Genomic DNA, 14,248 nt, shown 5'->3' with positions numbered 1-14,248 from the left:
AAACGGCCGGCAGTCGATCAAACATTACGAAACGGACCTCGAAACTTATGCGCCTGGTGATCATCAGCGGCCGCTCCGGCTCCGGCAAGAGTTCAGCCCTGCAACTGCTGGAAGACGTCGGCTTCAACTGTATCGACAACCTGCCCGCCAGCCTGCTGCCGGAGCTCGTGCGCAGGGTCCAGGAGCAGCCGCGTGTGGAGAGCGCCCGGCTGGCCCTGGGGATCGATGCCCGCAACCTCTGGCAGGACGTGCAACAGGCACCCCGGGTTATCGATGAATTACGCGAAAGCGGCATCCAGTGCGACGTCATATACCTGGACGCGCGCTCTCCCGTGCTGGTCCAGCGTTTCAGTGAAACCCGGCGCAAGCACCCGCTCAGCGACAACCGCACCCACCTGCTGGAAGCCCTGAACCGGGAAAAGGAATTACTGGCCCCGCTGGCCGGCATGGCCGACCTGGTGATCGATACCAGCAGCCTGAGCCTGCACCAGCTGCGCGACCAGGTTAAGACCCGGGTTGTCGGGCGCGACTCTCCTGGCATGGCGATCCTGTTCCAGTCTTTCGGCTTCAAGCACGGGGTACCGGTTGATGCGGACCTGGTGTTTGACCTGCGCTGCCTGCCCAACCCCTACTGGGTTGCCGAACTGCGCCATAAGACCGGCCTGGACCCGGAAGTGGTTGAATTCCTGCGTTCCCACGAGGAAACCGGCGAGATGCAGCGGGACATTACCAGCTTCCTCGGGCGCTGGCTGCCCTCCTACCAGCAGAGCAACCGCAGCTATACCTGTGTCGCTGTCGGCTGCACCGGCGGTCGCCATCGTTCCGTATACATGGTTGAGCAGCTGGCCAGGACGTTTGCCGGCCAATTCGATAATATCCAGGTTCGCCATCGCGAACAGCAGCCGTAACGTATAGACGGAGAACGCGACACCGCCATGCAGAAGTGCCGCCTGACCATCATCAACAAGCTGGGCCTCCACGCCCGCGCCGCCAGCAAGTTCGCGCAGACCTCAGCCCGGTTTTCCGCTGACATCCGCGTCCACTGCCAGGGCAAGTGCGTCGACGGCAAGAGCGTAATGGCACTGATGCTACTGGCCGCGGGCAAGGGAGTGGAACTGGAGCTGGAGGCCACAGGTGGCGATGAGGAAGCCGCACTGGAAGCCATCACCACCCTGATCAACGACCGCTTTGGCGAGGGCGAGTAATCCCGCGCCCACTGCCCCGCTGGCAGCACGGCACCGATAGGCATAAAATCCCCTCCCTGCGGCCCCCGAACGCCGCCCGACCCCGAACCTCTCAGTGCAGTAAGGAAACGCCGTGTCCAACCCGCCACCAGCTGAAATCCAGTTCCGCGCGCAGAACCAGCTCAGTGAGTTGTTTGCCGCCCTGGACAGTGGCACCGGCCGCGAGGTGCAGCGCATGCTGCACACCCTGTCGCCGCAGAGTATTGCCCAGCTGCTGGAAAGCTCCCCACCCCGGATTCGCCAGGTGCTCTGGAAACTGGTCGACCCCGAGGTCGAAGGCGAGGTGCTGCCCGAGCTGTCATACGAGGTGAAAAGCCAGATCCTCGCCACCATGGACACCGAGGAAATGGTCGCTGCGATGGAGGGCCTCGACGCCGACGACGTCGCCGATATCCTGCAGCAACTCCCCGAGCGGGTCATGGGCGAGGTGCTCGCCGCCATGACCGAGGCCGATCGCCTGCGAGTCGAGCGGGTGCTGGCCTTCGATGAGGAGACCGCCGGCGGCCTGATGGACACGGATACCATTTCCGTGCGTCCCAACCTGACCCTCGACGTGGTGTTTCGCTACCTGCGCCGCCACGAGCAGTTGCCGCCCTCCACCGACACCCTGTTCGTGGTCAACCGCAGGGACCAGTACATTGGCCTGCTGCCGCTCTCGCGGCTGCTTACCACCGATCCCTCGGTCACCGTGCGCGAGGTGATGAACACCGATGTAGAGCCCATTCCAGCGGACTTTCCCGATACCGAGGTGGCGCGGCTGTTTGAGAAATACGACTGGATTACCGCGCCGGTGGTGGATGACAACAACCGCCTGCTGGGGCGTATTACCATTGACGACGTGGTTGACGTGATCCGCGAGGATGCCGACCACTCACTGATGAGCATGGCCGGTCTCGACGAGGAAGAGGACACCTTCGCCACCGTGCGCCGCACTGCCCCGCGGCGGGCGGTCTGGCTGGGTATCAACCTGCTTACCGCCCTGCTCGCGTCCTGGGTCATCAACCTGTTCCAGGGCACCATCGACAAGGTGGTGGCGCTGGCTGTACTGATGCCCATCGTGGCCAGCATGGGTGGCGTTGCCGGTAGCCAGACCCTGACCGTGGTGATCCGCGGCATGGCCCTGGGCCAGATCGGGCGCAGCAACCTCAGCTGGCTGTTGACGCGGGAGCTCGGCTCCGCGGTGCTCAATGCGCTGCTCTGGTCCGTGGCAATGGCCGTGATTGCCGCCCTCTGGTTCGACGACATCACCATCGCAGTGATCATCCTCGCCGCGATGGTAATCAACCTGATCACCGCAGCCATTGCCGGCGCCATATTGCCGGTGGCACTGCGCGCCATCCGCATCGACCCGGCACTGGCCGGCGGGGTCGCGCTGACTACTGTTACCGATGTGGTGGGCTTTATGTCCTTCCTCGGGCTCGCCACCCTGTTTTACGCCTGAGCGCCCACCCGGCTGGTAGCGGATATAACCATGTACCGGCCCCGCGGCGCCTGAATTAGCTGGAATACCAGAATGCAAGAATACGACGATTTCGATGAGGACCAGCCCAAGAGCAAAACCCGGGTCAAGCAGGAGATGCATGAACTGCAGGACCTGGGGCGCCAGCTGACCGAGATGGGCAGGGCACAACTGGCGGAAGTGCCGCTGGATGAGGATATCCGCGAAGCGATCGCCACCCTGCACCGGATCAAGTCCAACGAGGCCCGCCGGCGCCAGATGCAGTACATCGGCAAGCTGATGCGGGGCGCCGACCGCGAAGCGATTGAGGAAGCTCTGGCACGCTTCCACGAGCGAGACCAGTTGCACGTACGGTTTGACCGTATGGCGGAGGACTGGCGCAAGCGCCTGCTGGACGATGGCAAACAGGCACAGAGTGATTTCTTCGACCAGCATCCCCACGCCGACCACCAGCACCTGCGGCAGCTGGTGCGCGACTCCCTGCGCGAGCGGGACAAGCAGAAGCCCCCCACCCAGCAGCGCAAGCTGTTCCGTTACCTGCGCGACTTCTTCATGCAGGAGCAGAACAGCCAGTGACGGGAAGGGCGGACACAAGGTCCGCCCCTAAGCGTATGCTGGTCCTGAAGCGAGGCTGACGCTACCAGACCTGTAGGGGCGATCCTTCTGATCGCCCGGCTGATCGCCCGGCCCTATCACTCACTCAGGCGGCGCTCTGGCCGGTTTTCTCGGCGGCGGTCTCGGCCTGCCACTCGAACAGGTTCAGCTCGATGAAGAAGAAGGCCACCAGCCACAGGAAGGCATCCCAGAAGTCCAGGAAGCTGCCGTTGATCCCCCAGTAGATGGCACACAGCAGCAGGGTGAAATACAGCACAGCCTTGATCACCTGCGAGTAACGCATGATGGCATTGGACAGCTCATGACGCAGCTGCAGCCATACGTCGAAGGCAAGGATCACCACTACCAGCAGCCAGGCACCGGCATTGATCACGTCAGTCCAGGCCAGCCACTTGATCTCGTTCCAGGTAGACACCGCACCCAGGACCTGGGCATCAGCCAGTCGCAGTACCTGGGTGTCCGCCAGCGCGGCACAGTTCTGGGCGGTCAGGGCGACATAGTCATCCTGGCCCACCACCAACTGCCAGCCACCACTGGCCGCCAGCTGGCAGGCAGATTCGGATACCGGCAGCAGGTGTGTCAGCGACGCCATCTCGGCCACATAGCCGTAGAAGGAATAGGCGATAAACAGGTAACAGAAAGCGGACACGCCGTTCAGGGCCCACTTCACGCCGCCACGGATCCTGTCATCTGCCAGGACAAAGGTTTCCAGCTCAAAAACCAGCAGCAGCAACACCCACGCCAGGGTATCGATAGAGTCGTTGTAGGCCTCAATAATACGGCCCAGTTGCACACCGTCGGCAAATACCGCCCCGGCAGCAGCGTGATTCTCAACAAAGAACGCGTAGACGTTGTACGCGAGCAACAGGTAAATGGTGTATTTAAACACCCGGAACAGGGCGTAGCGGTTGACGGAAAACCCACCCAATGTGGCCACCTCGGACATCAGCTCGAACCTCTATTGATTATTGTTCTGCATCGGTTCTGCCTGACCGCGCACCGACGCCTGCGGGACACGGGTCCGGGAACCTCGCACTCGAATCGATACATCCTGCCGGCACCGCCCTCCCCACAGCTGCAGGGTGGCGGTGCCGCACGGCAGAGCCGCAAAACACAATATCGAACAATTATTCGGTTTTTTCAACCGCCGGGACAAAATCCAGGGCCAGTGAATTCAGGCAGTACCTGAGCCCCGTAGGCGGCGGGCCGTCTTTAAAGACATGTCCCAGGTGTTCACCGCATTTCGACAGTACTTCGGTGCGTTTCATGCCCCAGCTGTAATCCTCTTTCAGGATTACATTTTCCGGGTGGGCCACGTCCCAGAAGCTGGGCCAGCCGGTTCCCGACTTGTACTTGTGCTCTGAACTGAACACCGGCAGGCGACACCCGGCACTGACATAGGTGCCCTCGGCCTTGTTCTCCAGCCATTTGCCGGTAAAGGGCCGCTCGGTGTCCTTCTCCCACAGCACCTCGTACTGCTCCGGTGACAGGATCTGTTTCCAGGCGGAATCCGGTATCGTCGACAGGTTGGTACCCGCCTCGATATTCGCGCGGGCCTCGGCCACGGTCATCTCCTCGTTGGTGGCACGTTTTTCATCGGCCTCAGTGCAGGCCGGCAGGCCGATGACCATTGCCAGCAACGCAGTTCCCAACAGGCGCTTGTGCATATCTATTCTCCTCTCTGTGCAGAACTCCATGGTCTTACACTTTTAGTCGGAGATCCGGTGTTCAGATTACACCTGTCCGTTCGTCACCCTCGCCCTCACCGGTAGCGGGAGGGGGCGAACCGGACACCGCTTCGGTCTCTGGCCCGGGAGCCGGGCCTTCAGGCTCGGGGCGCTTCTCGGAGGGCGGGGGACGCTGGAACCCCGCCTCTTCGGCGCCCTGGCGTTCGGCGCCATCGCCATCAAACAGCTTGTCGAACCGCACCTGGGGCTCTGACCAGTCACCGCTGATACGGTAACTGACGCTGGCCATCTTGTTGACCTGCTTCTTGAACGCCTTACTGATCAGGTAAACCCCTGCGGCGGCGGGCAGGCCGCCAGCCAGTGCCGCCACCAGCGCCAGGTTATTGCCCACCGGCAGGGTGGCCACCAGGGTCAGGTTGAGGTCCTCGCGTTTCAGGTTGACCCGCCCCGCCATCTGCAGCTCACTGGTGGGGCCCTCCACCTGGATCGGCACCGCGATCAGCAGGCTCCCGTCCCCCTCGAAAAATACCTCGCCCCGCACCCGGTCGAACGCCATGCCGCTCTGGTAGAGATCGGAAAAGTCCAGTCGCAGCCGACGTGCCCAGGTATCGAAATTGAACAGTGACAGCAGTCGTAGCAGGGCCGAGCCGGCGTTATCTGTGGCGCGCAGGAAACGACCATCCTGGATATCGATTTCCAGGTCGCCGGTCAGCGCATCCGCCGCCACCTGTGCCGGCGAGCCGTCCCAGCGCAGGGCGGTATCAAAATTGGCTGACTCGCTCTCGATCACCGGCTCCTGTCCCCAGGCGCGCTGCACCCCGGCCAGGTCGCCGGCGCTCAGGCGGCCGATAAACTGGGAGGAATCCCTGCCTTCTTCATCGCGCATCCACATCAGCTGGGCGCCGAGGCGGTTGTCCCCCTCACCGCGCCCCTCGACGCGGATGCCCCGTGCGGCGCCGCGGATATCACTGACCACCAGGCGTTGCGCGGACGGGCGCAGGTTGAACGACCAACGGCCGAAATCCTCGTCGCCGAGATAGAGTTTGTCGGTACTGAAATCCAGCGCCGGCAGGTCAGCAAATTCGAACCCGGCCCAGGGGTCAGCAACTGGCGCCCCCGTCCCGGCCGGGGCAGCGGTCGCTTCGACTGCCGCGCCGGCCTTGGCCTCGCCTTCTTCACCGGACTTGCCGGGCAGGCGCAGGTGATCCAGCTCCAGCGTCAGCGGGGTCTCTGCATTGAGTACACCGCTCAGGTGCCCCGCGGCAGTTTCACTGTCAAAATCGAGTTCCCAGCTGGAACCCAGCCCGCGTCCACGAATATGTATATGGCTGATATCGGTCTTGCCCAGCTTGAGCCGGTCGGTACTCAGGTCCAGCATCAGTGGCAACGGGCGCTGTACCGTCCCGTCTTCCGGAGCGGGCTGCTCTGGCGTCGTGTCGTAAATCTTGAGTAACTGGCGCCAGTGGGGGAAATCCACCTCGGACACGTCACCGCTGATCGACAGGCCCCGCTCGCTGGGCAACCTGGCCTCGGCATTCAGGGCGATAGCGGCGCGCTCCACCGCACCTTCGACCTTCCAGAAGCGCGCGGCCAGGTGCTCGCCATACTCCAGGTTGTAGAGGCTGCCCTGCTTTCCAATCGGCACCCGCAGCACCAGCTCCGACGCCTGCTCTGCGGATTTGCCCAGTGGCGGCGGCAGGTTCACGGCGACCCCTTCAAGGTCCGATGTCACTTCCACGATCGCGCGATAGGGCTTGTCTTTCACCGGAGCCGGGATGGTCACCAGGGTGCGGTAGTCGAATTCGCCCTCGAGCCAGGCAAGCTCGGGCCGGCCGGTCCACTCACGCAGGGCCTGGGTGGTATTGCGACCACTCACCACGACCTGGGTATCCCGGTTTTCCCCCTCGCCCTGGTGGTGAATGCTGGCCCTCAGCGGCCGCCCCCAGAGGCGCCCACTGAGGGCTGACCCCTCCAGGCCAGCCTCGCTGTCATAGTGCATATTCCCGGACAGGGACTGGATCACCAGGCGGGTGTCGTCCATATGCAGGTCAGCGCCTGCCAGTTCCAGGTCGACCCGCTGGCGCGGCTCAATATCTGCCCCGCCCAGAGGCTGCGACAGGGTCAGGTGGCCCTGCATCTGTCCGCCCAGGCGCCAGTCGTCAAAGCCATCACCGAGTTTCTCACGCAACGGGGACTCCTGCAGCAGGCGCAGGCCATCGGCTGCGGGGCCCGCCAGGCTGGCACGGACACCGAGTAGCGCGCCCTGCCCGGCCGGATCGGGGGAAACGCCCACCTCGATATCGCGGGCATCGATATTCCAGAGCCGGGCACGCCCGGCGTTGACCATCACGTGGCCATCGTTGATTGCCAGGTGCGCGTCCACCTCCCGAGCCGCCGGCCAGCCAGGCAGGTAGTCGATGCGTCCCTGTTCCAGCTGTGCGGCCAGCTGGACGGTCTGGCGTTCCTGGCGCTCGCCCAGGGCCAGCAGGTCAGCGTTCTCGCCCTCACCATAGCCATAACCACGATAGAGGAAACCGGCCCGCGCCACCCGGCCGGGGTTTTCCTCACCAAGCGCACGGTCCAGCCATTCGCGCAGGGACTCGCTGACGGTGTAGGGCACCAGTGACGCCTGGGCAGAGACAGGCGCGTCACGCAGGCCCAGCGCCAGGGTCAGTTGTGCTGCCCGCGTATGCGCCTCAAACGGCAGCTGCAACAGGAACTGGCCGCGGATCGCGCCCTCTTCACTTTCGAGCTCCAGGGGGCCGGAGTTGACCTGTACGGAATTATTCTCCTTGTCGACATGCCAGGCGACGGTACCGCGGGCACGGGCAAAGCTGAAGGCCTGTTCGTAGAGCTTCGGGAAGTGCAACCGCAGGTCCCCATCACCCGCCAGCTGCAGTTCTCCATCACTACCGCGCACCTGGAGGTAACCGTCCAGGCCCTCCACGGCCGGGGCGGCCTTATGGGCAGCGGCCCGTATGTCGCGGAGGTTGGCACGAAGTGATACCAGCCCGTCACTGTCGCGGCCAAAGCGCAGGTTTTCCAGGGCGCCGGTGGGCTCCAGTGCTTCCAGCCAGGTCCCGGCCTTTTCCGGCAGCAACTGCAGGCGTGACAGGATACGATTCCAGGCCTCCAGCTCCAGGTAGTCGAGGGAGAGCTGGACACCCTCGCCGTCACCGCCGCTGGCCTGGATGTTCAGGGCCGGCATGGCGACATCGCGCCAATCCAGCTCGATGGACTGCAGGGCGAGTCGCCACTGTCCGCCAGGCAGCCACTGGCCGGAAATGTCGCCACCCAGCGAGCGCAGCGGGTCCAGCGTGCCCGCCACGGCTTCAGCTTCGCCCGCGCCCGGATCACCCTGCCCGGTTTGATCCCCATGTACTTCTGGGGTCCCGCTGCCATCGCGGCCAGCTGCCAGCTCCCCCTCCAGTTGCAATAGGTCGAGGCGCCCGCGCAGGCGGTAGCCGGCCTCACTGTCGCTGCGCAGCCACAGGTTGCCGCGGGCTATCTTCCTGCCCTGCCAGTGGTAGCGCTCGGGGACCGGGGTCAGCTGCTGCAACAGGGCCACGGTGTCGTCATTCACCTGCAGCTCATTCAGCTGCAGGTAGCCATTGAGGGTGAAGTGCTCTCGATCACGCGGGTTGCCGCGTCCCTCCAGGATCAATCGGAGTGTCTCGGTACCCGCAGGGGCCTTGGCCACCGGCAGGTTTTGTGCGTTGGCAGGGGAATCGGTATTCGCAGAGTCGGCTTCATTGGTGTCAGCAATAAAGGCACGCGCGCTCAACCGGTGGAATGCACCACTGTTCTCCAGAAGTACCTGCGGCAGGCTGATGCGGGCCCGCTGCCCATCGGCAAGCTGCAGGGTGATATTGGCATTGCGGACCTGCACCTTGGGGCCCAGCTGGAAAATCCGTGCCGGGTCCCCGAGACGCTCGCCGGTAACCGCGCCATCGGTGTCGGCGTCCTGCAGGGCCGCGGGGAAACCGTGCACATGCCAGTTGCCGCGGCCGATACGGTTCAGCTGTGCAGAGAAGTCGTGCACCTGCAGGTTCTTCCATACCAGCTCGCGATTCCACAGGCTGGCAAGCAGGTCGAGGTGGAACAGGCCGTAGCCCATATGCACCTCACCGTTCTCCCCCAGGCGCAGCCCGTCGAGCTGCAGCGCGACCTCGAGCGCCTCCCAGCGCAGGGCAATGCGATCCATCTGCACCGGCGCACCCAGGCGCTCTGACAGCAATGCACTGATCTGCGGACGGTACTGCTCCACCTGCGGCGACAGCATGCGCCCGGTCTGTACCACTATCGCCAGCAGGATTACCACACTGACGGTCAGTAACCAGAACTTCCGCGCCAGCCAGCGCACCGCACCCATCATCGGCGCCCCCCCCGCAGCCCGCCTGCAGGCAGGCGCCCGGGAGCGGCCATCGCGCCGGTGGGCGCGAAGACGCAACTCGGGCGGGCGCGGCAATGGGCATCAGACAAGAACAATGTCGTACTGCTCCTGGTTGTAGATGGGCTCCACCTGGAACTGGATCGGGCGATCGATAAACTCCTCCAGGTCGGCGACGTTGGCCGATTCCTCATCGAGGAGCAGGTCGATCACCACCTGGCTGGCCAGCACCATGATCTTTTCACTGTCATAGGCCCGGGCCTCGCGAATGATCTCGCGGAAAATCTCGTACACCACCGTCTCGGCACTTTTCAGGGTGCCGCGGCCCTCGCACACCGGGCAGGGCTCACAGAGGATCTGCCCCAGGGATTCCCGCGTGCGCTTGCGTGTCATTTCCACCAGGCCCAGTTCGGACACCCCGGTAATACTGGTCTTGGCGTGGTCGCGCTCCATGGATTTCTCCAGGGTGCGCAGCACCTGGCGCTGGTGCTCGGCCTCTTTCATATCGATAAAGTCGATGATGATGATGCCGCCCAGGTTGCGCAGCCGCAGCTGGCGGGCGATGGCAGTGGCCGCCTCCAGGTTGGTCTTGAAGATGGTCTCTTCCAGGTTCCGGTGCCCCACGAACGCACCGGTATTCACATCGATGGTACTCATCGCCTCGGTCTGTTCAACGATCAGGTAGCCACCGGACTTCAGGGTCACCTTGTTCTGCAGCGCCTTGCGGATTTCCTCCTCGACACCGTAGAGGTCGAACAGCGGGCGCTCGCCGGGATAGTGCTCCAGGCGACCGGCGATCTCCGGGGCGTATTTGCCGGAAAATTCCGCCGCGCGGACGTGGGCCTCGCGCGAATCAATACGGATCTTTTCCGTGTGCGGGCGGGCCAGGTCGCGCAGGGCGCGCATGAACAGGGGCAGGTCCTCGTAAATCACCGAGGGCAGCGGGCGCGAGCGGATACGCTGTTCCAGCTCGGACCACAGCTTGTAAAGAAACGGGATATCCCGCAGCAGCTCCTCTTCACTGACGCCCTCGGCAACAGTGCGCAGGATAAAGCCGCCATCGCCGGACTGGCCCTCGTCCGCCAGCTTGGCCGCAGCCTGCTCCACCAGCTCCCGCAGGCGCTCGCGCTCGCCCTCGTCCTCGATACGGTTGGAAATGCCGATATGGCGGGTCTGGGGCATGTAGACCAGGTAGCGGGCCGAGACGCTCAGGTGGGTAGTGAGGCGCGCGCCCTTGGTGCTGATCGGATCCTTGACCACCTGCACCACCAGTGACTGGCCCTCGCGCACCAGTGCGCGGATGTCCGCCACCTCGGCCTCGCGTGATTCCATGCCCTCCTCGTCCAGGGGGGCGATATCGGAGGCGTGGATAAAGCCGGCGCGCTCCAGGCCGATGTCGACGAACGCCGCCTGCATGCCCGGCAGCACGCGCACTACCTTGCCCTTGTAGATATTGCCGACAATACCGCGGCGCGCACTGCGCTCCAGGTAGACCTCCTGCAGCACACCGTTTTCCACCAGCGCCACCCTGGTTTCGGTGGGAGCCACGTTGATCAGCAGTTCCTCGCTCAAGATGCCTCCCCGGCCTGCCAGTATGGGATTCCGGTTTCTTCGAGCATCGGCACCAGCGCCTCCAGGGGCAAGCCCACCACATTGCTGTAGCTGCCACTGATGGCCTCAACCAGCACCGCACCCAGGCCCTGGATACCGTAACCGCCGGCCTTGTCGACAGGCTCCCCGGTCTCCCAGTAGGCCTCGACTACATCGTCGCGCAGCGGGCGCAGGCGCACCCGGGTTTCCTCCACCCGGGTCAGGCTGCGATCGCCCCGGCACAGGCAGATGGCGGTGAGCACCGAGTGCTCGGAAGCTGAAAGTGTCGCCATCATGCAGCGAAAATCATCGAAGTCCCGGGGTTTTTCCAGAACATTTTCACGTGACACAACCACGGTATCCGCCCCCAGGACCCAGGTCCCGGCATCGCCCTGGGCGGCAAATCCGGCCGCAGCCTTCTCGCACGCCAGCCTCAGGACATAGTCGCGGGGTGCCTCCCCGGCAGCCCTGACTTCGGGAACGTCAGTCTTGGCCCGGGTGAACGGCACCCCAATCTGCGCCAGCAATTGCGCGCGGCGCGGGGAGCCGGAAGCAAGGATCAATCTGCTGTGTTCGGCGGTATCTGGCACGGTACTGCTTTATTGTTGGTGAATCAGCCGCTGATTATAGCGGTATCGCTCGAAAAATGAGCATTTCTTTACCGGACTTAACCAAAAATGTGACGTGGAGGCCGGTTCACGCACCCCGGTTTCTACGGGCTTCAGCGCACCTGCAGGCGACCGGCCATGCGGTCGAGCCAGGGCGTGACCAGTGGCCACAGCAGGGCTGTGGTGAGTGCCGGCCAGAGAAAAGTCAGGCCGGGCACAGGCTTACCCGCCAGGCTGTGTACCCAGTTGCCCACCACCTGGTGAATACCCACCAGCACAAACACCCACATGAGCTGCTGGGCCGGGTTGAAGGCGCGGGTGCGCTGGTAGGTCAGCAGGCTGAAATAGGCCAGCGCCCCGAGCGCCAGGGCGTGGGTACCCAGCACCGAGCCGGTGACGAAATCCTCCAGCAGCCCGACCAGCCAGGCAAACCCCACCCCCAGGCTCTGTGGCATGCGGTTGATCCAGAAGATCACCAGCAGCGCCATGAAGGCGGGCCGGAACCAGAGCCACTGGTACGGCAGCGGCATCACCGAAAGCAACAGGGCCACCAGCACCGTCGCGGCAATAAACCAGCGATTATTCGGTTCCAACGGCCTCATCCCCTTCGGTGATCACCGCCAGCACGAAACGACTGCGGTTCATGCGGCCGCGCGGCTGCACCTCCACATCGGCGAAGGCGCGACCGGGATCCCGCTCGACGGAAATCACCTCGCCCACCGGGTAGCCCGACGGGAAGCGCCCCCCCAGGCCGGAACTCAGGAGCAGGTCACCCTCCCGCACGTCGCTGGTATTGGCCACATGGCGCAGCTTGAGGCGGTAGAGATCACCGGTGCCCTCGGCCACAGCGCGCACACTGTTGCGCAGCACCTGCACCGGCAGGGCGTGGCTGGCGTCGGTAATCAGCAGGACGCGGCTGGCACCGGGGCCCGCCTCGATCACCTGTCCCAGCAGGCCGCTGGCATCCATGATCGGGGTACCCAGGCGCACGCCGTCATCACGCCCCTTGTCGATCACCAGCACATGCTCCAGGGGGTCCGGCGACACGCCGATAATCTCGGTAACGAGCACCCGCTCATCCACCGACTCGGCGGAGTTCATCAATTCCTTCAGCTGGGTATTTTCCGCCCTGGCGGCGGCAAGCAGCTGGCTGCGCTGCTCCAGCAGCAACACCTGGCGCCGGAGGCGGCTGTTCTCCTCCTCCAGCTCATCGCGCGAACGCAACTGGTCCCCGGCCCACTCGCCCATCCGGGCGGGCGCATCGGTAATCCAGTAGAAGGGTTCCGCCAGGCTGGCCACGCGGTCGCGTACCGGCTGCAACCAGTCGGTATAGATATTGACGACGATGAGCGCGGCCGCCACCAGGCCCAGGACCAGGATGCGGGATTCCGGCGACGGGCCGCGGGTAAATAGCGGTTTAATGGGTAACCCCCATTAACAGGTCAGTTTGCTTTGTTGTTATCGATATCGGGTACAAGGGGTGCCGAACTCAGTTCGACACCAGGTACAGGCGGCTCTTGTCCATCATGTCCAGTGCCTTGCCGCCACCGCGGGCAACGCAGGTGAGGGGGTCGTCGGCGACGATCACCGGCAGGCCGGACTCTTCCATCAGCAGGCGGTCCAGGTCACGCAGCAGCGCACCGCCACCGGTCAGCACCATACCGCGCTCGGCGATATCGGAAGCCAGCTCGGGCGGGGACTGTTCCAGCGCGCTCTTAACTGCCTGCACGATACCGGTCAGGGGCTCCTGCAGGGCCTCGAGGATCTCGTCGGAATTCAGGGTGAAGCTGCGCGGCACGCCCTCGGCCAGGTTGCGGCCACGCACGTCAATCTCGCGCACCTCGCTACCGGCGTAGGCACAGCCGATCTCCTCCTTGATGCGCTCGGCAGTGGCATCGCCGATCACGCTGCCGTAGTTACGGCGCACATAGTTCACAATCGCCTCATCGAAGCGGTCACCGCCGATCCGCACGGAATCGGAGTAAACCACGCCGTTGAGGGAGATGATGGCGATCTCGGTAGTGCCACCACCGATATCCACCACCATGGAGCCGCTGGCCTCCTCCACGCGCAGGCCGGCACCGATGGCCGCAGCCATGGGCTCCTCAATCAGCCAGACCTCGCGCGCACCGGCGCCCATGGCCGATTCGCGGATCGCACGGCGTTCCACCTCGGTGGACTGGCAGGGCACACACACCAGCACCCGCGGGCTGGGGCGCATCCAGCTGTGCTCATGCACTTTCTTGATGAAGTGCTGCAGCATTTTCTCGGTGACCTGGAAATCGGCGATCACACCATCCTTGAGGGGACGAATGGCAGTGATATTGCCCGGGGTCCGGCCGAGCATGCGCTTGGCCTCGACACCGACGGCCTCGACAATTTTCTGGCCGTTGTAGTGGCGAATGGCAACGACGGAGGGTTCGTCGAGCACGACCCCGCGATCGCGCACGTAGATCAGCGTGTTGGCGGTTCCCAGGTCGATGGAGAGATCACTGGAGAACATGCCCCGCAAACGTTTAAACATGGAATTCGATTACCTTGTACTAATAGCAACGGCGCCCCGGGCGGGCGCTGTCAGCGCAGACTCAAGCATGCTGTGTAAAGCTTATTTAGTCAGCGCGAATAATTCTGAGTTCCGGGCCGCATTATCCGAA

Annotated in this window: 12 protein-coding genes; 4 read left to right on the top strand and 8 right to left on the bottom strand. The window is 63.9% G+C overall.

What is annotated here, in order from left to right; all coding sequences use genetic code 11:
* Positions 1-47: 47 nt before the first annotated feature.
* From rapZ to yjgA, 4 genes are all read left to right on the top strand, one after another.
* A complete protein-coding gene (gene rapZ / locus LVE68_RS15050; protein ID WP_232941256.1) occupies positions 48-908 on the top strand; it encodes an RNase adapter RapZ in 861 nt (286 codons plus the stop codon).
* 27 nt (positions 909-935) lie between these two features.
* On the top strand, positions 936-1,205 hold the full coding sequence (locus LVE68_RS15045) for an HPr family phosphocarrier protein (protein WP_232941255.1): 270 nt from the start codon (positions 936-938) through the stop codon (positions 1,203-1,205).
* 112 nt (positions 1,206-1,317) lie between these two features.
* Positions 1,318-2,685, top strand: a complete 1,368-nt coding sequence (gene mgtE, locus LVE68_RS15040) for a magnesium transporter (RefSeq protein WP_370636675.1) — start codon at positions 1,318-1,320, stop codon at positions 2,683-2,685.
* 72 nt (positions 2,686-2,757) lie between these two features.
* Positions 2,758-3,279: a ribosome biogenesis factor YjgA gene (gene yjgA / locus LVE68_RS15035; protein WP_232941254.1), complete on the top strand. Its 522-nt coding sequence runs from the start codon at positions 2,758-2,760 to the stop codon at positions 3,277-3,279.
* Positions 3,280-3,403: 124 nt separating this feature from the next.
* On the opposite strand, the gene LVE68_RS15030 is transcribed toward yjgA, so the two are convergent.
* The 8 genes from LVE68_RS15030 to LVE68_RS14995 all read right to left on the bottom strand — a co-directional run bounded on the left by LVE68_RS15030 (position 3,404) and on the right by LVE68_RS14995 (position 14,118).
* A complete protein-coding gene (locus LVE68_RS15030) occupies positions 3,404-4,264 on the bottom strand; it encodes a hypothetical protein (protein WP_232941253.1) in 861 nt (286 codons plus the stop codon).
* Between the two features lie 181 nt (positions 4,265-4,445).
* Entirely contained in the window at positions 4,446-4,985 is a 540-nt protein-coding gene (gene msrB / locus LVE68_RS15025) for a peptide-methionine (R)-S-oxide reductase MsrB (RefSeq protein WP_232941252.1), read from the bottom strand.
* Between the two features lie 61 nt (positions 4,986-5,046).
* Positions 5,047-9,381 carry a YhdP family protein gene (locus LVE68_RS15020; protein ID WP_232941251.1) on the bottom strand — a complete coding sequence of 1,445 codons (4,335 nt, stop codon included), beginning with the start codon at positions 9,379-9,381 and terminating at the stop codon, positions 5,047-5,049.
* A 99-nt stretch (positions 9,382-9,480) separates the two neighbouring features.
* A complete protein-coding gene (rng, locus tag LVE68_RS15015; protein WP_232941250.1) occupies positions 9,481-10,968 on the bottom strand; it encodes a ribonuclease G in 1,488 nt (495 codons plus the stop codon).
* Complete coding sequence (locus LVE68_RS15010; protein WP_232941249.1) at positions 10,965-11,549, bottom strand: Maf family protein; 585 nt, start codon at positions 11,547-11,549, stop codon at positions 10,965-10,967. Before LVE68_RS15010 ends, rng begins: the two co-directional genes overlap by 4 nt.
* 158 nt (positions 11,550-11,707) lie before the next feature.
* Positions 11,708-12,196 carry a rod shape-determining protein MreD gene (gene mreD / locus LVE68_RS15005; protein WP_232941248.1) on the bottom strand — a complete coding sequence of 163 codons (489 nt, stop codon included), beginning with the start codon at positions 12,194-12,196 and terminating at the stop codon, positions 11,708-11,710.
* Positions 12,174-13,016: a rod shape-determining protein MreC gene (gene mreC, locus LVE68_RS15000; protein WP_255701183.1), complete on the bottom strand. Its 843-nt coding sequence runs from the start codon at positions 13,014-13,016 to the stop codon at positions 12,174-12,176. The genes mreD and mreC overlap by 23 nt, the downstream gene beginning before the upstream one ends.
* A gap of 67 nt (positions 13,017-13,083) precedes the next feature.
* The gene (locus LVE68_RS14995; RefSeq protein ID WP_091507849.1) at positions 13,084-14,118 is read right to left on the bottom strand and encodes a rod shape-determining protein; all 1,035 of its coding nucleotides are present in this window, start codon (positions 14,116-14,118) and stop codon (positions 13,084-13,086) included.
* Between the last annotated feature and the right edge of the window lie 130 nt (positions 14,119-14,248).

Origin of the sequence: Microbulbifer sp. YPW16, assembly GCF_021290385.1 — a bacterium.
GTDB lineage: Bacteria > Pseudomonadota > Gammaproteobacteria > Pseudomonadales > Cellvibrionaceae > Microbulbifer > Microbulbifer zhoushanensis.
This window is presented reverse-complemented; position numbering and strand designations above follow the sequence as displayed.

Coding starts and splice junctions, on each gene's coding strand:
- rapZ (WP_232941256.1), top strand. CDS start 48: ATGCGCCTGGTGATCATCAGCGGCCGCTCCGGCTCCGGCAAGAGTTCA.
- LVE68_RS15045 (WP_232941255.1), top strand. CDS start 936: ATGCAGAAGTGCCGCCTGACCATCATCAACAAGCTGGGCCTCCACGCC.
- yjgA (WP_232941254.1), top strand. CDS start 2,758: ATGCAAGAATACGACGATTTCGATGAGGACCAGCCCAAGAGCAAAACC.
- LVE68_RS15030 (WP_232941253.1), bottom strand. CDS start 4,264: ATGTCCGAGGTGGCCACATTGGGTGGGTTTTCCGTCAACCGCTACGCC.
- msrB (WP_232941252.1), bottom strand. CDS start 4,985: ATGCACAAGCGCCTGTTGGGAACTGCGTTGCTGGCAATGGTCATCGGC.
- LVE68_RS15020 (WP_232941251.1), bottom strand. CDS start 9,381: ATGATGGGTGCGGTGCGCTGGCTGGCGCGGAAGTTCTGGTTACTGACC.
- mreD (WP_232941248.1), bottom strand. CDS start 12,196: ATGAGGCCGTTGGAACCGAATAATCGCTGGTTTATTGCCGCGACGGTG.
- LVE68_RS14995 (WP_091507849.1), bottom strand. CDS start 14,118: ATGTTTAAACGTTTGCGGGGCATGTTCTCCAGTGATCTCTCCATCGAC.